Raw genomic sequence first — 22975 nt, 5'->3', positions numbered from 1 at the left:
AATTGAAATAGCGAAGAATTTTAAGAAATTCTTTTTAGATGGCTCCCGGTTGGGGGCCAGTGGTTGGGGCCCCAGATAGCTGCGACCAAGGCAGCGACCAAGGCAGCGACTAGGGCTGCGATTGTGATTTGGGATTGTCCGCAGATGGCCGGAGATTGGCGGTCGCCGGTTGGGGGCGGAGCACGATCCAGAGTCGTCCAGCCAGCACCCCTTCGCGAACTTCGGGGCCGAGTTCTGTAGAGGAAGTGGAGCTCGCGTCAGGCTCTGCCGCCACCGCGCCGCCGGCTGCCTCGGAAGCCGCGTAGCTGTTGATAGCAAAGCTGTTTTCCGCCCCCCTCGCTTGGTAATCGCTCAGTTGTTTTTCACCCCCCCGAATGCTCCATTGTTGCAGCGACTGGACCAGGCTGGCGAGTTCTTCGGGAGTGCCTTCGACGAGGATGGCGGTGGGAGCATTCTCGTCCTCGTTGGCAGTTGAGGCTGCCGCGCCGTCAGTTCCACCTCCACCTCTGAGTGCGGCCTCGCCGCCCAAGCCGGCGCCAGCCTGATCGGTATCGACAACATCAGGTCGACTGGCTGCGATCGCGGCGCCGGGTGCACCGTCGGTTGTTGGTTGCATGTCGCTGGCGGTTGCCCCTCTTCCGCCTCGTAATTGGTCGGCAATAAAGCGGGCTGCGATCAGGTGGTTATTGGCTGGCAGTTCAATGGCCACGAACCGTCGGTTCAGTTCGTTGGCGAGTTCTGCAGAAAGTGGTTGTGTAAGGGGCGCGAGCACTTCGTCATTTGCTCGACCGATCCTGAATGGTGTGGATGGTTTGAACGGTGAGGCGGCCGCTTGGTCGCCGGCCGGCGCCAGCATGCGAGCCGACCTGGAACCGGGGGAAGCTTTCTCAAGTCGGGCGGCTGCTGGGGGTTCCGGGGCTGCCGAGAGGGCAAGTTCTAAACGGCCATCTTCTTTGTTCAGTTCAGTATTGGATGGCTGGGCAGCGGATGGCTGCGCAGCCTCCTGGAGGCTAACCGCGTCTGGTTCCTCCGCGATCCTTCCCCTTGGAGCAGGCCTTTCCGAGGGGGCACGATTGTCGGTCAGCGTTTTGGCTTGGCGTTGTGGCAACCACAGCAGCAGGCCCGTCAGGGAGGCCGCCACGGCGAGGGCTAGCCAACGCGTGATTCGCCAGCCGTCGCGAGCATTGGGCTGGCGGGCCGTTAGTTGCTGGGCGGTTTGCTGATGATCAATAGCGGGCGGTTGCCGGTTTTCATCGCGGGAGTCCGTTCTGAGATTCTTTGCCGCGGCAACTTGGGCTGCGGAGTCGGGGTCTCCTTGGGCGATACGGCTGCGGACGGCCGCCACTGGATCGGAGGAAAAAACTTCGGGGGGCGCGGCTCGCAATTGGGCGTGCAGTCTGGAAAGTGATTCTAGCAGTTGGCGATCTTTGGGGCTGGCCGCCAACTGCCGTTGCACGACTTGCTCTTCGGCTGGAGATAACTCGCCGTCGATAAAACCGCTCAGCATCGATTCTTCATATTTCATGACAAGTCGTCTCCGCTGGCGGATCTTTGCTCCGTTTCCAGGAGTTGTCGCAGGTCGCAGCGAGCCCGGTGGAGGCGACTGCGAACGGTACCCACGGGAATGTTCAGGATGTCGGCGATCTCACCATAATCTCGGCCGTCGACATCGCGGAGCACGAGGACTTTTTGTCGCTCTGGTTCGAGTCTCACGATTGCCTGCCGCAATTGTTCGAGCTGTTCATTTTGTTCTAGCCGTTGGTCGGCTGGTTGGGCGGAGTCAGTCGGCGGAGGTGCGTCGTCGAGGTGGCGGCCGGTGTGGGTGGTTTCCAGTCGTCGCAAGCGTCGTTTGGAGATCGCTTTATTGAGGGCAATGCGATACAGCCAAGTGAAAAAGGAGCTACGCCCGGCGAAGGAGTCGAGTTTGAAGTAGGCGGCGGCGAGGGTCTCTTGGGTCACGTCTTCGGCATCTTCGGGAGTTGAGGTCAGCGAGCGCACCATCCGCAGCAAGCGGTCGGCGTGGCGACGCACGAGCGTGTCGAAGGCGCTGGCGTCCCCTTCGCAAGCCAACTTGATCAGTTGGCCGTCGTCGGGTTGCGGGTCCGCGTTCGCCGCGGATCCTTCGTTGCTAGATGACTGGACGCTCAATTTCCCAAGCCGGTTCCCGGGGTGGCCACTGATTCTGCATCCCGCGATTGGGGAGCAACTTTATAAATATAGATGATAACGGCGATCGCCGCCGGAAGAACTAGCAAACTAACCCACTGTGAGATCGATAAATGAGTGCCGAATTGTCCCGGTTCGTCGCTGCGGAGCATTTCCTCGCCGAACCGAGCTGCTGCGTACAACGCAAATCCACTGGCGGCCAACGCGCCGGTCCGCAGGGGCAACCATTTTGACATCGCCAGCAGAATCAGGCAGATCGTCAGTCCGGACAGGCTGCTGATTAACTGGCTGGGCAGAACTGGGGCTGCGGCGGAGGGGAGTTCGTCGGCGGTCCAGATTTGCGGCTGGCCGGCAACGGTCAGCATTACGCCCATGCGGCTGGTGTCATCGAGCGAGGTGAGCGGATCGAGCTCGCCGGCTGGTGGCTTGACCAGGCGGGGAGGGCTGACGATGTCGCCTACTTTGATGCCTCGCTGGGCGGCCAGGCTGTCGGCTGCCACCGCGACGACGCGCAGCCGCTGCGTGTTGTCTCCCTCGCGTTCGGTGGCCGTTGCCTTTGTTGGCTCGTCGGCTTGGAGGGTCAGTCCGAGTAATTGGCCGGAGTCGATTTGGTCGAGGTAGACGGGGCTGCCGGGTGGGAATTCCATCGCGTAGGGAGCGGGCTCGCAGGGGCCACCATAGCAACAGCCATTCATTAAACAGCCGATACGTCCGAAAAAGATTCCCAGAAAAAGCGAAGGAATGATCACGTCGCTGAGCTTGAAGGCGGGGAGCCGGCGTTGCATTGCGAAAGCGATCGTCGCCAGGGTGCCGCCGATGATCGAGCCGTAGACGACCAGGCCGCCACGGGTAAAGTCGAGCATCTTGCCAATCGTCGAGCCGAGCGATCCGGTCAGAAAGCTGTCTCGATATTCAATAATGTAGAACAGCCGGGCGCCAAGGATGCCACCAAAGAACATCCAGAGAGCGAGGGCAAAGATATGATCGGTATCGATACCGGCGCGGCGGGCGCGGAGGACCGCCAAGCCGATGCCGCTGGAGACACCGAGGAGCAGAAAAACTCCGTAACCTCGCACGGCAATCCCCAGCGGTTCGCCCGAGATCGAGCGGAGTTCCACCATCGGTAGCACGAAGGTGACGATGGCAGCGGCGAGTAACCACACCGGACCACTTTGTCGCAACTCAACCGCTAGTGAGCGTCCCGGTTGTCTGGCTACGATCGCCAGCCAAGTCACGACGCTGATGACCAGCAAGCCGAGCGCCCAGCCGACACCGAAGATCGGGATGTCGAAGAGTGAGTGGGGAATAAAGAACAGCGTGCGTTGCATGGCAGAGTACTTGTTCGCTACGGCGAGTCGTGCTGATCGAGTCGTGCTGATCATTGAGTGTCACGACGGCCAAGGCTGGTTATTTGACATCCAGCAATTGGTTGTCAATGAGGCGCGTGTCGCCCACGCGGGCGGCGACGATTGCGAGCGATTGTTGTCGGAGCTGGTCACAAGGTTGTAAGGTTTCGGGATCGACGATGGCCGCGTAATCAATTGCATCTACCGGACCTGCTTGCAGGCTAGTTTGCAATACTTGCTGCAAGTTGGCGGCGGATCGTTCGCCCGACTGTACAAGCTCGGCGACGGTTCGCAGGCCATGCGAGATGGCGAGCGCTCGCGTTCGCTCTGAAGCTGACAAATAGCGATTTCGCGAACTCAGTGCCAGCCCATCCGCGTCGCGAACGATGGGGCAGACCTTGATCTCGATATCAATATCTAACTGCCGCACCATGGTGCGGATCACGGCGGCTTGTTGGTAGTCCTTTTGTCCAAAGAAAGCGTGGGTGGCGGGCAAGATGTTAAACAGTTTGAGAACCACGGTCGCGACGCCGCGAAAATGCTCGGGACGGACGCGTCCCTCCCAGTCCTCGGCCACGTGGGGTGGTAACACGTAAGTCGAGTGGCCAGCTTCGTACATGCAATCCGACGCGGGGACAAACACGGCGTCCGCTCCGTTGGCAGCCAGGCCCGATAGGTCGGCTTCGAGCGTCCGCGGGTAGCGGTCGAGATCCTCACCCGCAGCGAATTGAGTTGGATTGACAAAAATGGTCGCCAAAGTGCGGCGACAATTCCGCACGCTTTCCCGCACGAGACTGAAGTGTCCCTCATGCAAGGCGCCCATCGTGGGCACCAGCCCGACTGTGCTGGGCAGGCCTGTGCTGGGCAGGCCCCAGCGTTGCTGCTGGACCCAATGGCGTGCTTCTTCTTTCGTGCGCAGGATCGTGAGTTGCTTCATGTTTTTATGCTAGGGAAATCTCTACTTGCTTAGTCTGTACGTTCCAGCTTGTGCCAAAGTCCATTTAGAGTGACCGGTTGCAGTGGGCAGCCCATGGAATCGAGTGCTGAGGCGAGTTCGTTGACGGCCCAATCGTGGGCGTCCACCTCGAGTCGGTATTCGGGCCACTGGAAGCTGGTTTGCCAGATTTGGTGAGTTGCCGGCCAGCGACTTTCGGGGGTCGTCCATTGCAGGTGGCCAACGAGTCGCGGCGTGGTCGCCGCCGCGGCCGCTTGGCTGTTTGCTGTGGGCAGGGGGGGCAAGAAGGACGACACCCAAGGCTCGGGCGTTTGCTCGGGGAAGGCAATTGGTTTGTCGGGGTCGAGGAAAGTCAGGATGCCGTGGCGCTGGCTGAGATCACGGCAGAGTTGTTCGCGGAGTGCGCGGGAGCCGCCGACGAGGCTCATTGAGGGAACGCCGACTTCCAGGTGTTGAGCCATTTGATGAATCGACCAACCGAAACGGGGGTCGATCCATTGGCCGGCAATTTCGTCGGCGGGAAGTAGCACGAAGCGGCGGGCCGGATAGCGGGGGTGGGGGACTGACAGATTGGCGCTGTTGCCTCGCAAGTCGCCGTACAGCACGACATCGAGATCGATGGAACGGGCGTCCCACCGTTGGGCTCGTTGCCGCCCTAAGTCCAGTTCCAATTTCTGCAGCAGCTCTAGCACTTCGCGGGCGCTGGCGGCCGTTTCGATTAAGGCAACTCCGTTAAGGAACGGAGATTGGCCTTGGGGGCCACCGATTGGCGGTGTTTCAAATAACCGGCTGGCCGTGAACTGTCGCACGCTGGGGTGCGCTTCGATTTCGCGGGCTGCCGTCACGATTCGCTGGAAACGATCACCGAGGTTCGAGCCAAAGCTGAGCAAGCAGTGAGCCATCGCAAGCAGAGAACATCAGGGGTGGAGCGGGCGAGTGGAAACGCATGAGCCGAGCAGTGTATCCCACTGAAGCTCTTCGCGGGGGCGACTCGAGGAAATAAAAAAAGGAGGGACATCCGTTCCACGGCCCGTGGGTGTGGGTCGTCGGCTTCTTCCTGCGGAGCCGCCTCCTCGAGTCGCGTGACATCCATGCCACTACTAACGCTCATTGCATCGTGATGAATGTGCTATAACGGCGTGTGGGAGTTTAGTGAGTGAGCTAAGATGAGAAGTCAACAAGGGCAAACTTTGAACGCTTCCCTGAACACTTTTCCCGCTCGTGTTGAACTTCCTTGACGATTGCCACAGGAGTGTTTGAGTCAGGCTGGACCGGATTGTGCCGTATCTGGAAAACTTGTCAAGTATTCTCATGGCCACGAATCGCCAGTGGGAGTCCGCAGCGGACTGTGATCAGCCGTTTTCGCTCGGTAAATTATTGCCTATAGTTGTCATTGCGGCGGCTGCGTCGGATCTGGAAAAATAGTTTAAAATTAGGTTTCACCGTTGATTGAAGCACACGTCGATGCCCGTGATCCCGCGGAGACTTGGTCGCCCCAATATGTCAGCCAGTGCGAGCAACTGTTGGGGCGGGCTGTCACCGAACGGCTAGCCATTTTCGCTTTGCCCGAGGGCTTTCGGCTGAGCGTGATCATTCCGGTTTTTAACGAAGTCAAAACGGTCCAGCGGATCGTCGATCGCGTGTTGGCCACCGGGTTGCCGCTGGAGTTGATATTGGTTGACGATGGCAGCAGCGATGGGACTCCGGCGGCGGTGGCTTCGATTGCCGCGGGGGATGTTCGAGTGCAGACGATTGCTCATCCCCAGAACCGCGGCAAGGGGGCAGCGATCCGCAGTGGTTTAGCGGCGGCCAGCGGAGATGTGGTGGTCGTCCAAGACGCTGACTTGGAATACAACCCCGAGGACTTGCGTTATCTTTTGCAGCCCATCGTGGCGGGGCAAGCGGACGTCGTGTACGGCACGCGATATGGTCATACCGATCGGCAGATATCGCCATGGTGGCACGAGCGCATGAACGGCTTGATTACATTGCTGTCGAATGTGGCGATCGGTTTGCGTCTCGATGATGTGGAAACGTGCTACAAGATGATGCGACGCGAAGCAATCTTGCCGCTCATTCCACAACTGCGAGAAACTCGCTTTGGAATTGAGATCGAACTGACCGCTCGCCTGGCGCGTGCCAAACTACGGTTTGCTCAGCGTCGCATTCGCTATCATCATCGCTGGTATGATGAAGGTAAAAAGATTGGCTGGCGGGATGGTGTCCGCGCGCTGTGGTGCATTTTTTACTATGGATTGTTGCGGAGGTAAGCACGTTGCACCAAGTCAGCTTCCAAGCGTTCGTGAGCGATCAGCCGCTCATCAAAATCTTGCGTCGCAGCGATTAATTCTCGCACGTGTTTGCTGGCGAAACCTCGGTACTGCAAATCTTCGGCTTGCTCACACAAGTCGCTGATTTCCAAGTACAGACTGCAATGCTGATTTCTAGCCCGGCTGGCTTCGTCGTCGTCGATGGCGTGCGTATCGAGAGCTCCTTCGACGTAGCCATAGGTTTCTTCCAAGGCGAACTGGAAAGCCAAACAATCGCGCAGGTCGTCGAGCAGGCGAACTAGCTGCTTCGCCGTGTCGGCCTCCGGTGTGGCTGCGTGACAAGCTGCTCGCACGGCATGTAGGGCATGTGCCAAGTCGGGATGGCTATCCTTAATCTCTTGTAAGAACGCAGCGTTTACTCCCAACGTCTTGGTTGCCGATGTCATCAACATCACCAATACCTCCCTGGAAATTTGAATAGCTGACTAAAGACTAGGCACGACAGCCTAAACCTCACAGACACCACTAGTCAAACATATTTTCCAGGTTAGCGGAAACCAACAAGATCCCCCTAAAAGGGCAAGGGCGTCTTTCGGGCGGGCCGGAAATGACAACCGGGCTTCCAAATCGTAATCGCACTCAATGAATAGGTACTCGCACTCGTACTCGATGTCCCGGTTTCGAGTGAGAGCAAGAGTTCGGCGAACTAGTAGTTCCAGCGCAGACCGAAGATAACTCGTGAGTCAAACCATTGGTCGTCGCCAACCGACACCCCGCCGGCAACATTCAGTTCCCACAACCCGGTATCTCCGGCGGGCCCTAGCACGAGTCTCGCGCCCGGATAAATCTCGACCGCCGTTTCTCCGTCGATGCGAGCTACTGTACCGTCGGCCAGCGTGCGGCCGCCAAACAAAAACGACAGCGTGCGAACCTCGAAAGTCGGCATGAAGGCATAGACATCACTTTCCCGCAGGATTGTGCTGATCGCAAAGCCGGTGGTCATCACGTCGCCAGCGTATTGTGGATCGGCTCCCAGGGGAATCCAGTATTTGAACTCTCCAAAAGCAAAGGTTCGCGGGGAAAGGCAGTAACGAAACAACAACCCCGGCTCCAGTGATGTGTGGCCGGTCCCCAATCCTTTGCGCTCAACGCCAGTTGGCAAATAAGTACGGAAGATAGTTGACAACTTCAACCGCTTGCCATCGACCAGCAACGCCTTGGCACCGATTTGTAGATCCCCAATACCGGTCGTGTTTTCGAGCGAAGTGGGATCTAACGAGCGCATCGTAAAGTCGGTGATCGCCATGAGGCGTTCGTTACCCAGTTCCATTCGCAAGCGCGTATCAAAGGTGTTGACTCGCGCATCAAAGCCGGGACCCAACGGCGGCGGGCCCCAATAAAATGCAGCCCTGTCGGGAGTCTGCAAACCGCGATCAAGCTGCCACTGGACGCCCACGTTGGCAGTGCTGATCGCCGTCTCGACAACCGACGGCGCGAACATCACCCGTTCATGACCAATCCCCAGATCGCCAGTCGCCGACCGCGCTCGGCCGCTGGTCTGCCAGGCCATGTCGGCAAGCTTGCGCAAGAAGCCGGGCTGCCGACGCTGGTGACGGAACTGGTGCCAAGGAGTCCAGTGATCGGCCAGAGTTCGCCGGCGACTGAGCGCGCGGTCCGCCACGATCAGTTCGCCGTCGGTCTGCTCGTCAACAATGAACTCGCCTGGGCCAGAGTTCGTTATTTCAAGTGGGCTGGTTGAGAATTCGGCTGGTCCATCCACTTGCCAATCTGGAGCGGTGCTCAGCCCATGATCCAACTGCAGCGCTGGGGTCCGTAAATTGGGAATCAAAATCGACTTGTCCCCAGGGGCTGACAGATTTCCGTCAGTGGGTGGGGGTAAGCTGTCAGGTGGTGATAGATATCTGTCAACTGGTGGGAGATATGCGTCAGCTGGCGAGAGCGTCTCAGGCGAGAGCGTCTCAGCTGGGGTGGCAAGCGGTTTTGCCAGCTGGATCGTGGGCAATCGCACAGGCGGTTGGGCGTTTGCGCGGGGCGGTTGGGCGTTTGCGTGGGGCAGCTGGGCGGGGCCATCGGCCAGCGTCAAACGCGGGGCGAGGACCAGCGGGGCGGCGATCGAAACGAGGATTGCCAGTCTTAGCACATGCGTGATTTATAGCGGGTGGCGAGCTGGATCTGGGGACTGGGTTCACTGTTTTGCGGGATCCAGCACGACAGCGTGCGGAATCCCCAGCAACCGGTCCCTGATCGGTTCTATCGACTGTGGCGATTGTGGAACTTAAAAGGATTATGCCTGGAATTGGGCTTGCGGCCGGACCCACTTTTTTTGTCTTACTCACTATTCCTGAATACTTATTGCCTCCGCCAATCGCTCATCCCTTCGCTGGGCGACGCCTGGGCGAAGTTGCCGGTTAATCCACCGAGCCGTTGCTGACAAGGAATCGTATGCACAACTTGGCCGTCCACTGGCATGAAGGCTTGTTCCTCCGCCCGCAACATTTGCAGGCTTGGGATCGCCATTGGCATGAAGTCACGACTGCCTCGGAGCGTTGGCAAAGTCCCTACAGCTACGGGCTTGCCCAGATTGCCATTAATCAAGATGCGTTGGCAGCTGGCTTTTTCCAGCTTGACGCGTTGCGCGCCAAAATGCTCGACGGAACCTTAGTCGAGCTGCGACCGGGCGAGGGGGCGCAGAGAATTGATTTGCGGCCAGCCTTGGAAAGACTCGATTCAGACGATCACGCGACGTTACCGCTGCGAGGTGGCCCGGGAATCGATGTCCATTTGGCGGTTCCCCGTTTACAGTTAGGTGACTGTAACGTGGCCGAGTCGCAATCAGAACGTGTGCCCCGCTTTGCTCCTTTGCAGCAGCAGGTTCCCGACGATGCGGATGGGAACAGCGTGGAGCCAGTGTTGTTTCGGCGGCTGAATGCCAAACTATTGCTATCGACCGATGATATTTCAGGCTATGAGACTTTGAAGTTGGCTCGCGTCATGGCGCAGACTCGCGGCGGCGGAGTGGCGACGCTCGATGCGCGTTATGTTCCGCCGTTGTTAGATTGTGCGGCTTGGCCGATTCTCAGGCAGTTTCTGCTGCGTCCCATTCAAGATCTGGTCACCACCAAAGCGTCCTTTCTCGCGCAATTGATGAAGGACCACAGTCTCGATGTGGGGCGAGGGCAAATTGCTGATTTGCAGCAGATGATGGTTCTGCAGTCATTAAACCAAGCCAGCGCGGTGCTGAGTGTGATGACGCAAGCTCGTGGAGTTCATCCCTTGCAGGCGTATCAAGAACTCGCCCGTCTTGCCGGTGCCCTCGATGTGTTGGGGCCCGACCATGGTCCCTTACCGGTGGCACCCTATGACCATGAAGCGATCGGTCCTTTGTTTGCCTCGATGCGAGCCCGGATTGAACAACGGTTGCGAAACGCGGGCAATGTCGCTTACCAACAAAAGTTTTTCATTGGAGCAACCTTCGGCGGCGATAAAGCAGCCAACCGCGGTTTGCGAATTACGCTGCCGGTGGAATGGTTGCAGCCGACTACGCGTTGCCTGCTGGGAATTTATCGAGGCGATTTGCCCGCGGATGAAGTTGACCAGTTGTTCGTGCCCGGTAAGCTCGATTGGAAGTTGGGCAGTGCAAATCAAGTCGAATCGTTATTCTCGCAGCGAATCAGCGGCGTGGGGTTAACGCCCGCGCGGGGATTACCGAAATTTTTGCCTTCGCGGAGCGAATGGAGTTATTTCGAATTTGATCAACATTGCAATGCTTGGTCCGACGTGATTGCCAGTCAAACGATGGCGATGCGGTTTCGTGAGTCATTGCTGGAACACTCCGATCAATTGGTGGGAAACAAGACGCTGCACCTGCGTGCGGGCCAGCGAGTCATGCCGTTGCAATTTGCGGTCTTTTGTTTTCCACGAGGTGATCAATGACGTCGGCTGTCGCCACTTCCGCCACAGGTTTGACAGCGATTGTTGACCAATACATCGAATTGATGTTGGCAATCGTTGAGCAGATCGAACAGCAGGAGGAACCGGAGGCGACGCGGGTTCGTCAGCAGTTGCTGCAGTTCATGCGAGCGGCTGATCTTTCCGCCCGCCAGCCCGCCGCTTGGGAGCGAGCACGTTATGCGCTGATCGCTTGGACCGATGAAGTTTTGCTCAGCGCACCGTGGTCCGGACGTAGTTGGTGGAATGATCATTTGTTGGAAGTCGAATGCAATGGCAGTCGCGTGGCCGGGGAGCAGTTTTACCAGCACGCCCGACAAGCCGCCGAAGGCGCCCAGCTCGAGGTGCTGAGGGTTTACTATCTGTGCGTGCTGTTGGGGTTTCGCGGTGTGTATGCCCATCACGAGTCGACGGCGATGAACGCCTACGGTCTACCCGAGACGCTGGCAGAGTGGTTGGGCGAAACTCGAGAGCGATTGAACACAGATGACGCGCTGCTGTTGCCGCTGGCGATTCAGCGGCAGATTCCCGGCGCTGAGCCATTTGATCTTCGCCGCCGGATCGTCTGGTGGTCGATCGCTGCGATCGGTTTGTTGATGATCAACCTCACCGCTTACCGGCTGGTGCAATAGAATGCCCGATCAACCCACCACACCGCTGCAACGCCTCCGGGCCATGCTGAGGCTTTCAATCGCAGCATGGTCAACGGTCGTGGTTGGCTGTTTGCTGCTGTTAGTCACGTTGGCCGCTTGGTTGAGCTATTCATTTGACCCCAGTCGTTTGGCTTGGGGTAATTACATGACTTTGCGGCAAGGTTTATTGCTGACCGTGTTGTGGGCGATCAGCTGTCTGTTGACCTATTGGTCGGTCCGGCTTTGGATGCGGCAACCGCCGATCGCTGACGCGGCTTTGAGGATGAGTTGGAATCAGGGAAAAACGTGGTTGGCCAGTCACTCCGCGGGCCTTACCAATACGCCCGTGTTTGTCGTGCTCGGTTGTTGGTCGCGGCACTTGCAAACGCAAGTCTTCGTGAACGGTCAGCATGCGCCTCAGCCGGAGGACGCCAGCGATCTGCCGCTCGATTGGGTGTTTACCGATGAAGGTGTGATGCTGGTCTGCCGAGACATGGGCGTCTACAACCGGTTGCTGAAAAAAACGCGAGATGAGCAGCTGGCCTTGGTGGGGCGTCAATCTTTGACGGACCTGAACACGGCTGCCGAGGAGAGTTTGACCGCTCAGCCCAGGCCCGGCGAGTCTAACGAGTCTAACGAGTCTAACGAGTCTAACGATTTCGCTGAGTCTGCCGCGGAGGGCGAGGCTGCCGGTGAGCCCTCAGCTGCCGATCACTCGGCCGCTGCCGATCACGAAGACGAGTCCGAAGAGGTTGAGGGAGAGTCGGGCGAGGCCAGCGAGCAAACAGCAGGCACGAGCCACGATCAAGGACGCTCGCCGCGAGCTGGCGGGGGAGCAGAGCAAGCATCATCCGCCGTGGCGGCAGTTAAGTCGCTGGCGCCGCGGTCAGACAAACAGTTGACAACGCAATTCACAACCACCGAGCCAACTCCATTCCAAACTTTGGATCGAGTCGAATCGTTGGTGGCGGCGGCCAGCGCCGATGTCGGCTTTACGCTGCCGGCTAAGATTCACCGGGATCCAGCGCGTTTGCAAGTGGAACTGGACTCGCTGGAGAAAGCGGCCACGCAGGGGAGGATGTCCAGCTTTTGCACGCTGTTAAAGGCATCACGGTTTCCCCTCAGTCCTATCAATGGCACTTTGGTGTTGGTCGATCCAGACACACTCGCCGACGAAGCCCAAGCCCGTTCCTTGGGACGAGCGATCCGCTGCGACCTCGACCTGTTGCAAGCGGAATTGGGAGTCAGCACGCCAACCACCACGTTGGTTGTGACCAGTCGAGATCGTGAAGATTTTACCGAGCTCGCCCGCCGCTCAAATCCGAAACAGCAGCCCCAACGCGGGCTGGGACAGAGCTTCGATGTCCAGCAGATTCCAACCGCCGAGTCGCTCTGCCAATTGGTCGACGGAGCCGTCGCGGCCACAGGGAGAAGGATTGAGGATGTGCTGGGCGATCCGCAATCGCTGACGCAGCCGAACAATCATCGGTTAATTCGCTTAGCCATTCGGTGTCGTTCATGGCGGAGGAAACTGCAGTGGCTAATGGTCGAGGCTTGCTCAACTGGTCAGACCCCCGCTAGTGACCCAACCATCGTTAGCGGTCTGTTTATGGCGGGCACCGGAGCGGAACCACTTCGCAAAACTTGGCTGCAGGCGGTCATGCGTCAGCTATCGGCGGAACAAAATCACCTCGCCTGGACCGGTGCGGAACGGGCGCAGCAGCAACGTCAAAAACGGATTTTAAGTAGCCTGATGGTGCTCAACGCCCTGCTGCTGATAACCCTCCTGTACTTGCTCGCTTGGCCCCGCTGAGCAGGCCAGCTCATCGGCCGGTGATAACCGAAAGACTCACTGCGGGGCGCTTAGGCAGCTTCACCAGCAGCGTCGCGGACGAGGCGAATGAGAGGGAAAGCCGCAGGGTGAAGAAAACAGGCTTTTCCAGGAACTTGTTAAAGGAGTTTTAGCCGACCAGAACGTTCTGCCGAATAAACCTCATAACCATCAATTGTTTGTTTTGCTACCTACTAACGAGGGTAGGCCCCCGTTGAGCGAACGCGTTCTCCTAACCGATCTGCGCTTGCCGGTTTCCGATGCGACACCGAGTGGAGCCAATTTAGAGTACGACCTCAGGTATCAAGACCTGGCGCGGATGTCCGAGGGAACGCGCGAACAGCAATATGGTGCGACGATCATTGCGGCCAAGCCGCCAGATTGGAAGTTAATTCAACCACTCGTCGATGAACTGTGCGCGGAAACTCGCGATCTCCGAGTGGGTGTGGTGTTGGTTGAGTCGGCGACGCATTTCGGCGGTTTCTCAGCCTGCGCTGAATCATTAGATGTGCTCCGCGGCTGGGTTTGTGATTTCTGGGACTCGGTGCATCCGGAACTCGATCCCGACGATCACAATGATCCATTTATCCGCATCAACGCGCTCTCTAGATTGTGCGAAGAGCACCGTTTGCCCAAACAGCTAATGTCGTTGCCTTTGGCGGAATGCCCGCCTCACACGCGAGTCACTTTGGCAGACATCGAAGCGGTCCGTAATCAATCGGGCAAGTCTGGGAATGATTCGCCGCGGTTGACTTCGATGGAAATCGAAGCGGCCTTTATGGGAGCGGAGTTGGGGCAATTGCGAGCCACCTACGAAGCGTGCCAGCGCGCGTATCATTCGGTGGGGGCGATGACTCAGTTTCTCGAGCAGCAACCTGGAGATTCGAGTTGGGACGCCGGGTTATTACGTCGCCGCCTCCGCGAATGTGGTGAAGTTGTTAAACATCATTTACGCCTTCGCATGAATGCAGCCGATTCAGCTTTGGCCCAGACAGTTAATCTAGGAAGTCCGGTTCGCCGAAACGCGGGTGATGAAAAATGGCCCGCGGACTTTGATGAATCGGGCGGAAGTCACGAGGTACTGGAGATTGTCTCGCGCGAACATGCTGCGGAGCTGATCCAGTTGGTGGTGGAGTTTTTCGAGCAGAACGAACCCTCCAGTCCTGTACCGCTGTTGTTGCGTCGTTCCAAACGATTAATCAATCAGGGGTTTGCGGAGATCCTGCGGGACGTGGCTCCTGACGGTTTGAATCAACTCCAAACGTTGGCTGGTGAGTTTGCCGACTCGTAGCCACATCCATCTGTCCTTTCAGAAGCTAGTAATGCTTAAACCCTAACCTCCGTCGCCAAAGGTGATTTCTATGTCCGAGAGCAGTCAGAAGTTTATCGCACGCAACCGTCCGCCACGCGTTCAGATTGAGTACGACGTAGAAACCTACGGTGCGGAAAAATCGGTCCAATTGCCGTTCGTGATGGGCGTCATGTCGGACTTGTCGGGAAATCCCGCCGAACCATTGGCACCGGTTGCCGAACGAAAATTTTTGGAGATCGACGTCGATAATTTCGACGAGCGTCTGAAGTCCATGCAGCCCCGCGCGGCCTTCCACGTGGAAAATAAATTGACGGGCGAAGGCAATCTTAACGTGGATCTGACTTTCGAGTCGATGGATGACTTCTCACCCGCTCGCGTGGCTCAACAGATTGAGCCGTTGGAAAAACTCCTCAACGCGCGGACGCAGCTGAAACACTTGGCGACCTACATGGATGGCAAGTCGGGGGCCGAAGAGCTGGTCAAACGGCTGATTGAGGACCCCGAGTTACTGAAGAGCTTGGCAGATCAGCCACTCCCAGCCACCGCCGCGGCTGACGACGCGACGGCTGGCGAAGCCGAAGAAGCTTAGCCGTAGTGGAAGACCAGCGGAATTCAAAAATCACTTATTAGTCAATGGAATGAGTCAATGAGCGACACAACCGCAAGTAGCAAGACCACCGGGGCAGAAGCGATCGACACGATTACGCTCGATAACCTGTCCAGCCTGATCGAAAATGAGTTCAAGCCGCGTTCGGCGGAAGCCAAATTGTCAGTCCAACAGGCTGTGCAAACATTGGCCCAACAACTGGTCACGTCCGAGATGACGACCAGTGACGATGCGATCAAGACCATCGAATCGCTGATCGCGGAAATCGATAACAAGCTCAGCGAACAGCTGAATGAAATTCTCCATCATGAGACATTTCGGACTTTGGAAGGTGCTTGGCGAGGACTGAACTACCTCGTGAACAACACCGAGACCGATGAGATGCTCAAAATTCGAGTGCTCAACGTTTCCAAAGCTGATTTGCACAAGACCTTGAAGAAGTTTAAGGGAACAAACTGGGATCAAAGCCCGATCTTCAAGAAGATGTATGAAGAGGAGTACGGGCAATTCGGTGGTGAGCCTTACGGTGCTTTGATTGGAGATTACTACTTCGATCACTCCCCCGTCGACGTGGAGTTGCTGGGCGAAATCGCCAAGGTGGCCGCAGCTGCTCACGCTCCTTTCATCGCCGCGGCTAATCCCTCGTTGATGCACATGGAGTCGTGGCGTGAGTTAAGTAACCCGCGCGACTTGACCAAACTGTTTCAAACGGCGGAGCACATCGCATGGCGGTCGCTGCGTGATGACGAAGACTCCCGTTACGTCGGTTTGGCGATGCCCCGCTTCCTCGCTCGCCAACCTTACGGTGCGGCCAGCAACCCGGTGGAAGAGTTCGCTTTTGAAGAGAATACCGATCTGGGTAACCACGAGTGCTTCGTTTGGTCGAACAGCGCTTACGCATTCGCCGTCAACGTCAATCGCTCTTTCAAGCTATATGGCTGGTGCTCGCGAATTCGTGGTATCGAGTCGGGTGGCGCGGTGGAAAAACTGCCTGTCCACACCTTCCCCACCGATGACGGCGGGATCGATATCAAGTGCCCCACGGAAATCGCCATCAGCGATCGTCGCGAAGCCGAGTTGGCCAAGAGCGGTCTGATGCCACTGGTGTTCCGCAAGAACAGCGATCTGGCTTCCTTCATCGGCGCATGCTCGCTGAACAAGCCAGCGATCTACGATGACGCAGATGCCACGGCCAATGCCAAATTGGCTGCTTGCCTGCCATACTTGTTTGCCGTCAGTCGCTTTGCTCATTACCTCAAGTGTATCGTTCGCGATAAGGTTGGCTCTTTCAAAGAGCGAGCCGACATGGAAGCGTGGTTGAATTCCTGGATCAGTCAATACGTTGACACCAATCCAGCCACCGCATCTGAGTTGGATAAATCGCGTCGTCCCTTGGCCGGCGCGGAAGTCGTCGTCGAGGAAGATCCGGCCAGCCCGGGATACTACAGCGCCAAATTCTTCCTGCGACCTCATTACCAATTGGAAGGCTTGACGGTCTCCCTCCGTTTGGTCAGCAAATTGCCTTCCGCGAAAGCTGCTTAACAACTGGCTGCTTAACAACTGGTAATTGAGTCATTAACGTTACACATTCACTGCAAGGGATTCGCTATGATCGTGCTGAAGTTTCAAAAAGAAATCAAAGGCGACTCGACCGCTTCGGGTTACCAAGATCATATTATTTTAGAGAGTGTTGAATTTGGGGCCGCCCGTTCGATCATCATTCCGACCGGCAAGACCGCTCGGGAATCGGGGCACCCATCCTTCAGCGAGATATCGTGCGCCAAAAAGTTCGATATCGCCTCGACCGAACTGTTCATGCAGAGCGTTTCCGGATCCAGCTTGGGTGAAGCGACCATCACCTATCTGCAAACCGATACCGAAGGTAATCCTGAGCCGTTCTTGATTATCACGCTGAAAGATCCGATCGTGACCAGTTACCAAAACTCGTCCTACGGCGATCGCCCCGAGGAGAGGTTCCGCATGAACTTCACCAAGATCCAACTGGCCTACACCCAGTACAGCGGCGAAGTTGCCAAGAAAGCCTCACCGAAGGGTTGGGACTTGCTGGAATCAAAGGCTGCTTAATTGGCAGTCAAGTCGTAGCCTGATGTATGCGAACAAACCGGACCGCTTACGTGGTCCGGTTTTGTTCGTGGTTTACCAGCCACAGTATCCTCCGCACTCGCGGCGGGGTGCGATCGCAAACTGAGTGAAAGACCAGGCATGCAGGCGAAACGCTCCGCAGATCGACTTGAATCGTCCCTCTGGGATCGGCTTGCTGCTAGCGAAGCAACTCCCGAATCGCCCAATTCGCGGCAGCAGCAATATCGCCGGCTCCGCGTGTTGCGCGAGCAGATTCAACGCGAAGTCCTCTTCCTACTGACCAGTCGCCAACGCTTCGTCGGCGACGAGGCAAGTCGCTGGAGAGCGGTCGAGTCGAGCGTACTCAATTTCGGCCTGCCCGATTTTTCGGGGCTCACCTCCAGCGGCGTCGACCTGGGCCAAATCGCCCGGCTGATCCAACGAAAATTGGAGCACTTCGAGCCTCGCTTTCATCGCGGCTCGATTGCCGTGGAGTGTCGTTTCGCTTCGCAACCCGACCACTTAATCGTCTTTATCGGTGGGCAATTCGGCCCCACCAATGACGCGCAGACATTTGTCTTAGAAGTTGTCATCTGTTTGACCAGCGGCGAGATTAGCGAGTATCTGGGTTAGCCGGCCAGTTACTTGGGTTAGCCGGGCAGTTATCTTGCCAAGCGAACTTGACATCGACGTCCCTCACCTGCGAAGAGCCTCATTGGTAGTTAGGTTCCCCAGTGAGCGAACGTTATGGAAGCCCAGTTTCTTGAGCATTACAACCGAGAACTGTCTTACCTCCGTGAATTGGGGGGAGAGTTCGCGCGTCAGTATCCGGGAGTTGCCGGCCGCTTGGGAATGGACGAGGTGCAATGCAGCGATCCGTTCGTCGAGCGACTATTAGAAGGGTTCGCATTCCTGGCCGCGCGGGTCCATCGGCGGTTGGATGGGGAGTTTCCCGAGTTCACGCACAGCATGCTGGAGAGCATTTACCCTCACTACACCCGCCCCATTCCGGCGGCCATGCTCGTGCGGTTCTTTCCCGACAAAGATGAAGGCTCCTTGGTAGACGGCTATCTTTTGCCGCGTGGTACCAGCTTGTTGGGGCCGACATCGCAGCACCAAACAACCCCCTGTCGCTTTGACACCACCGAGGATGTTTCTCTCTGGCCATTGACAATCTGTGAGACCAGCTACGTCTCTCGTGATGCGGCCTATGGACGGGACGTGCCGGATGGTATGGTCGCTTCACAGGCGCGGAGCTATTTGCGGATTGTGCTTCGCACGACGGCGGGGATTCCTCTGCAAGCCCTTGCGCTGGATCAATTGAAACTGCAATTATTGGGCGGCGAGGTTGGCTACCGGCTCTATGAAATGCTGACCACGCGGGCCTGCTGTGTGGCTGTCCGCGGCGGGACGAGTCTGGCCAGCGACAGCAACGCCGCACCGCAGTCAGAGACCACCCCCTGGTGCAGCCTAAAGGTTGATCAATTAGCGGCGGCCGGCTTTGATGCCGCGTCCGCGATGTTGCCCGCCGAACCTCGCTCATTCAGCGGCTACCAATTGATCAATGAGTATTTCTTGCTGCCGGAGAAATTCTCCGCCGTTACCATCACTGGCTTGCAACCGGCCATCCGCGCCGCCCAGGGCAACGAATTGGAAATCCTCATCGGGTTCACGGAGCACGACGCCTTGTTGGCTGCGCGGCTCTCCGCGGAGCACTTGGCGCTGCATTGCGTTCCCGCCGTGAACCTCTTTCGCCGCCGCGCCGACCGGGTGCAAATTTCCCCAGACAAGTTTGAGCATCAGCTGCTCGTTGATCGCAGTCGCCCGCTCGATTTCGAAATCTGGTCGGTCGAACAATTGTACGGCCACGGTGAAACGCCACGGGACGAGTTTGACTTCTTGCCGCTTTACGCACCGCCGAATGCGCGGCAAGCGACGACCGTGGGGGCGGCTAGACGTTTTCAAAATTACTACACCTGCTCGCGACGACCCCGTCAGCCTTCTGCAAATCAGCGTCAGTATGGCCATCGTTCAGACTATCTGGGCAGCGAGTTGTATGTCGCTTTGACAGACTCGCAACGCGGTGTCAGCCAACAACGGGTGCGTCAATTGTCGTCGACGGTGTATTGCACCAATCGCGATTTGGCCCTGTTGACGCCCGAGCAAGGCTGGCGCGACGCGTTGAAAATGGCCGGAGCCGGACCTGTGCAGGCCATTGAATGTTTGACCGGGCCAACCCGCCCCCGCGGCAGCATGTCGGCGGGTGACGGCCAGCGATGTTGGCGGTTGATAAATCATTTGACGCCCAACCATTTGTCCTTTGGCTGCGGGACCGATCGCAATCAAGACGGTCAAGTTGGGGCCGCCATGTTGCGAGAAGTGCTAGCCCTGTATTGCCAAGCGGATCAACCTTCCCACAGTCGCCAAGTCGACGGAATTTTGGCGGTCAAGCAACAAGCGGTGACTCGCCAGTTGCCGTTTGGAGGCCCCATTGTGCACGGTCGTGGAGTGGAGATTGAGTTGACGTTGGACGACCAAGCCTTCGAGGGTGGCAGCTGTGTCATCTTGGCCGCCGTGCTGGAACAATTTCTCTCCCGCTTTGCCAACTTTAATAGTTTTACCCAACTGGCATTGAACTCACCACGCAATGGGCGAGTCTTCCGTTGGCCGGTACGTCTCGGTGATGTTGCCCCGCTCTAGGACGGAGATACCATGGACAGCACTCTGCCGACCGCCCAATCGCCTAACGGAACAGCCGAACCGCCCCGCGGAACTGCCGAGCAGGCCCTCGATATGCCAGCATCGCCAGCGCCGGGCGGGTTTGGTAGAAGCGACTTTTTTCAAGCGGTTCGTCGCATCGAAGCTCGTCATCCCGAGCTGCCACGCGTTGGTCACGCGCGGCAAACATCGGCCGAAGCGGTGCGCATCTATCAAGCAACCGAAATGGACTTTGCCGCCACCACGTTGGAGACGGTCGGTGGACAAGGCGACTACACCGAAATCCGGCAGCGATTTTTTGGATTGCTCGGTCCCCATGGCCCCATGCCATATCACTGGACCGAACATGTGCGGGGGCAAGTGCGTCATGACCACGATGCGACCACCGAGTCGTTTTTAAATATTTTCAACCATCGCATGGCAACGTTGTTCTACCGTGCATGGGCAAGCAGTCGCGGGGTGGTGCAACGCGATCGGCCGGATGAAGATCGTTTCCATGATTATCTGTCCGCGCTGACGGGAGCCTGGGAGAGTGATGATACGCGGAAAGCCCGCGGGGATGAGGAGGCCGGTGACGGCAGCCAGGAATTGCGTGCCCATTTCGTCGGCAGGTTTGCCGGTCAACGCCGCAACGCCGAGGGCTTGCGGGCGGTGCTGTCGACCGCCCTCGCCGCAGAAGTGAAGGTGCAACAATTTACGTTACAACATCTTCGCCTCGCTCCCGAGGATCTAACCATTCTCCGCAGTCAGGCGACTCCTGGCCAGCAACAACTGGGTGGGCCAGGCGTACTGGGACGGTCCGCCGTGTTGGGCAGATCGGTGCCCGACCGTGGTACCAAGATTACCGTGGTGATCGGTCCACTGCAGCACAATCGATTCGCCGACTTGGTTCCAGGTGGTCGACAACACGCCGAATTGCGTCGTTTGATCCGCAGCTATCTGGGTGACGGGATGAACTGTCGCGTTGTTTTAAGCGTGGTGGCGGAGGCCGCAGAGCCAATTGCACTGGGGAACTCAGGCCAGCTGGGGATCTCCGGCTGGGTCGGTAAACTGCAAGCCAGCGAGACCAGCGAGGATTGTCATTTTGAGCTCTGAAAATCGACGCATGTTCGTCACCACGCAGTCTGGTGATGACCAGTTGTTGCTCACCGACGTGCGTTGGCAACAGGCTCTGGGAAGACCTTTCCAGGGCTCGATCACGATGTTGCTTGACAGCGATGTTGCTCCCGATTTGCTAGGCCAACCGCTGGCCGTTTGCATCGATCGTGACTCGTCCACCTACCTGCATGGCTTTATCACGGAATTTGAATTGGGTGAGCAGCGGGACGGTGAGATGACCTTGTACGCCACGCTCGCTCCCTGGTTCAGCTTGCTCAAAGAAGCTGGTGGCAGCAAGATTTTTCAACAGCAATCGGTGGTTGATATATTCAAATCAATTGCCGAGCAACGCGGATTCAGCGGACAAGTCGAAGACAAGTTAAGCGGGACTTACCGTGTCCGGCCTTACTGCGTGCAGTATCAAGAGTCTGATTTCAATTTCCTGAGCAGATTGCTCGAGGAAGAAGGGATCTACTACTATTTTGAATATGCCGCTGACTCGCACACGATGGTGTTGGCCGACGACATCAGTGCGCACCAGGCAATCCCTGACTTTGAGACGCTGTCGTACTTTGATGGCGATAACTTTGCCAAATCGCCTCGTGTTTACGGCTTGCAGGCTTCGGTTGTCTACGGCACATCCAGCTTCATCTTGAAGGACTACGATTTTCAAAAGCCGCGAGCCGAGATGACGGTTCGTCAAGATAGTGAACTCGAGTACTGCGACTCAGCATGGTACCAATATCCGGGGCGTTTTTTTGAGACCAGCGACGGGCAATCCTACGCGCGGGTGCGATCTGAGGCGGCGGTGGCAAGCCAAAAAATGGTATCCGTCAAGACGAATATCCCCACCGCGCGGGCTGGCGCATTGTTGAGCATTGATTCGCATCCGGTGGATGATGTCAACATTGAATATTTGATTACAAGATTCAATCTGCAGACTTCGAGTCCAGGCTTTGCGGCTGACGCTGTGCCGGCGGTCGATTTCTTCTGTCAACTGGAACTGCAAGACTCTGAGACTCCCTTTCGAACTCGCCCCCAAGCGGTCAAACCGTTGGCTGCCGGTCCCCATCTGGGAACGGTCGTTGGCAAGGATGGTGAAGAAATCTGGACCGATGCTTACGGACGAATCAAAGTCCAATTCGCTTGGGATCTCGAGGGTGACAACAGCGACGCCAGTTCCTGCTGGATGCGTGTCGTGCAACCCTGGACGGGTAAGGGCTACGGTGCGATCTCGATCCCCCGCATCGGCGAGGAAGTTGTTGTCCAGTTCATCGATGGTGATATTGATCGACCGATTGTCACCGGCAGGGTTCATAACGCGGATCGCATGCCTCCGGAGACGCTGGCCGATGCGCAGGCGAAAACGATCTTTCGCACTCGCAGTACCAAAGGTGGCGATGTCGACGCCTTTCATGAATTAACTTTCGATGACACCAAAGATGCCGAGTCGGTCTACTTCCACAGCGAACGTGATTTTGAACGCGTTGTCGAAAACAATGATTCGCTTAAGGTTGGTTTCGATAAGCAGTCTCCCGGTGATCAGGCAATTGAGATTTATAACGATCAAGATGTGAAGATCGGCGTGGGGAGTGGGGCTGGTTCGCAAACGGTTGAAATTGCCCAAGATCGCGAGATTACACTCGACTCGGGCAGCGATAGCTTGTCGATCAAACAAGGTGACCAAACGGTTGAGATCGCTCAAGGTGATCAGAACATCAAAGTCGATCAAGGTGCGATTACGATCGAAGCCGGTAAATCAATTACGCTCAAATGTGGTCAGTCACAAATCGAAATCACCCCCAGCGGGATTACCATTCAAGCTACCGATGTGAACGTAAACGGGCAATCGTCGGTAAACCTGGCCGCGCCCACCGTCAAGGCTTCGGCGGACGGTGCCTTGCAAATGTCCGGTAATACGCAAGCTTCGGTCCAGTCCAGCGCCCAGTTGGTCCTCAAGGGAGCGATCGTGCAGATCAATTGAGAAAC

Annotated in this window: 19 protein-coding genes; 12 read left to right on the top strand and 7 right to left on the bottom strand. The window is 57.3% G+C overall.

Annotated elements, in window-relative coordinates; translation table 11 throughout:
* Positions 1 to 109: 109 nt before the first annotated feature.
* The 5 genes from SH139x_RS18855 to folK form a co-directional block, all read right to left on the bottom strand.
* Entirely contained in the window at positions 110 to 1525 is a 1416-nt protein-coding gene (locus SH139x_RS18855; RefSeq protein ID WP_488351314.1) for a hypothetical protein, read from the bottom strand.
* Positions 1522 to 2148: an RNA polymerase sigma factor gene (locus tag SH139x_RS18850; protein WP_488351313.1), complete on the bottom strand. Its 627-nt coding sequence runs from the start codon at positions 2146 to 2148 to the stop codon at positions 1522 to 1524. Before SH139x_RS18850 ends, SH139x_RS18855 begins: the two co-directional genes overlap by 4 nt.
* Positions 2145 to 3494, bottom strand: a complete 1350-nt coding sequence (locus SH139x_RS18845) for a prolipoprotein diacylglyceryl transferase (RefSeq protein WP_488351312.1) — start codon at positions 3492 to 3494, stop codon at positions 2145 to 2147. Before SH139x_RS18845 ends, SH139x_RS18850 begins: the two co-directional genes overlap by 4 nt.
* A 79-nt stretch (positions 3495 to 3573) precedes the next feature.
* Positions 3574 to 4449, bottom strand: coding sequence for a pantoate--beta-alanine ligase (panC, locus tag SH139x_RS18840; protein ID WP_488351311.1), 876 nt, complete (start codon positions 4447 to 4449; stop codon positions 3574 to 3576).
* A gap of 29 nt (positions 4450 to 4478) precedes the next feature.
* Positions 4479 to 5369 carry a 2-amino-4-hydroxy-6-hydroxymethyldihydropteridine diphosphokinase gene (gene folK, locus SH139x_RS18835; RefSeq protein WP_488351310.1) on the bottom strand — a complete coding sequence of 297 codons (891 nt, stop codon included), beginning with the start codon at positions 5367 to 5369 and terminating at the stop codon, positions 4479 to 4481.
* A gap of 543 nt (positions 5370 to 5912) precedes the next feature.
* On the opposite strand from folK, the gene SH139x_RS18830 reads away from it, so the two are divergent.
* A complete protein-coding gene (locus SH139x_RS18830; RefSeq protein ID WP_488351309.1) occupies positions 5913 to 6737 on the top strand; it encodes a glycosyltransferase family 2 protein in 825 nt (274 codons plus the stop codon).
* Here the strand turns inward: SH139x_RS18830 and SH139x_RS18825 are convergent.
* Together SH139x_RS18825 and SH139x_RS18820 are read right to left on the bottom strand one after the other, a co-directional pair.
* Positions 6716 to 7189, bottom strand: a complete 474-nt coding sequence (locus tag SH139x_RS18825) for a hypothetical protein (protein WP_488351308.1) — start codon at positions 7187 to 7189, stop codon at positions 6716 to 6718. The genes SH139x_RS18830 and SH139x_RS18825 overlap by 22 nt on opposite strands.
* A gap of 254 nt (positions 7190 to 7443) precedes the next feature.
* The gene (locus tag SH139x_RS18820) at positions 7444 to 8898 is read right to left on the bottom strand and encodes a transporter (RefSeq protein ID WP_488351307.1); all 1455 of its coding nucleotides are present in this window, start codon (positions 8896 to 8898) and stop codon (positions 7444 to 7446) included.
* A 302-nt stretch (positions 8899 to 9200) separates the two neighbouring features.
* On the opposite strand from SH139x_RS18820, the gene tssK reads away from it, so the two are divergent.
* From tssK to SH139x_RS18765, 11 genes are all read left to right on the top strand, one after another.
* On the top strand, positions 9201 to 10691 hold the full coding sequence (gene tssK / locus SH139x_RS18815; protein ID WP_488351306.1) for a type VI secretion system baseplate subunit TssK: 1491 nt from the start codon (positions 9201 to 9203) through the stop codon (positions 10689 to 10691).
* Entirely contained in the window at positions 10688 to 11338 is a 651-nt protein-coding gene (locus SH139x_RS18810; protein WP_488351305.1) for a DotU family type IV/VI secretion system protein, read from the top strand. Before tssK ends, SH139x_RS18810 begins: the two co-directional genes overlap by 4 nt.
* Before the next feature lies 1 nt (position 11339).
* Positions 11340 to 13151, top strand: coding sequence for a type VI secretion protein IcmF/TssM N-terminal domain-containing protein (locus SH139x_RS18805; protein ID WP_488351304.1), 1812 nt, complete (start codon positions 11340 to 11342; stop codon positions 13149 to 13151).
* A 232-nt stretch (positions 13152 to 13383) separates the two neighbouring features.
* On the top strand, positions 13384 to 14460 hold the full coding sequence (gene tssA, locus SH139x_RS18800) for a type VI secretion system protein TssA (RefSeq protein ID WP_488351303.1): 1077 nt from the start codon (positions 13384 to 13386) through the stop codon (positions 14458 to 14460).
* Positions 14461 to 14530: 70 nt separating this feature from the next.
* Entirely contained in the window at positions 14531 to 15070 is a 540-nt protein-coding gene (tssB, locus tag SH139x_RS18795; RefSeq protein ID WP_488351302.1) for a type VI secretion system contractile sheath small subunit, read from the top strand.
* Positions 15071 to 15127: 57 nt separating this feature from the next.
* Positions 15128 to 16630 (top strand): type VI secretion system contractile sheath large subunit, encoded by a 1503-nt coding sequence (gene tssC / locus SH139x_RS18790; protein WP_488351301.1) that lies wholly within the window; start codon positions 15128 to 15130, stop codon positions 16628 to 16630.
* 66 nt (positions 16631 to 16696) lie between these two features.
* On the top strand, positions 16697 to 17173 hold the full coding sequence (locus tag SH139x_RS18785; protein WP_488351300.1) for an Hcp family type VI secretion system effector: 477 nt from the start codon (positions 16697 to 16699) through the stop codon (positions 17171 to 17173).
* Between the two features lie 138 nt (positions 17174 to 17311).
* A complete protein-coding gene (gene tssE / locus SH139x_RS18780; protein ID WP_488351299.1) occupies positions 17312 to 17803 on the top strand; it encodes a type VI secretion system baseplate subunit TssE in 492 nt (163 codons plus the stop codon).
* Between the two features lie 114 nt (positions 17804 to 17917).
* Complete coding sequence (tssF, locus tag SH139x_RS18775) at positions 17918 to 19870, top strand: type VI secretion system baseplate subunit TssF (RefSeq protein WP_488351298.1); 1953 nt, start codon at positions 17918 to 17920, stop codon at positions 19868 to 19870.
* Between the two features lie 12 nt (positions 19871 to 19882).
* A complete protein-coding gene (tssG, locus tag SH139x_RS18770) occupies positions 19883 to 20983 on the top strand; it encodes a type VI secretion system baseplate subunit TssG (RefSeq protein ID WP_488351297.1) in 1101 nt (366 codons plus the stop codon).
* Positions 20973 to 22970: a type VI secretion system Vgr family protein gene (locus tag SH139x_RS18765; RefSeq protein ID WP_488351296.1), complete on the top strand. Its 1998-nt coding sequence runs from the start codon at positions 20973 to 20975 to the stop codon at positions 22968 to 22970. Before tssG ends, SH139x_RS18765 begins: the two co-directional genes overlap by 11 nt.
* Positions 22971 to 22975 lie beyond the last annotated feature (5 nt).

The sequence above is a fragment of the Kothea flammea genome, assembly GCF_052161645.1.
In the GTDB taxonomy this organism is placed as follows: Bacteria; Planctomycetota; Planctomycetia; order Pirellulales; family Pirellulaceae; genus Laterigemmans.
The sequence above is the reverse complement of the archived record's forward strand: the minus strand, read 5'-3'. Positions and strand labels throughout refer to the sequence as shown.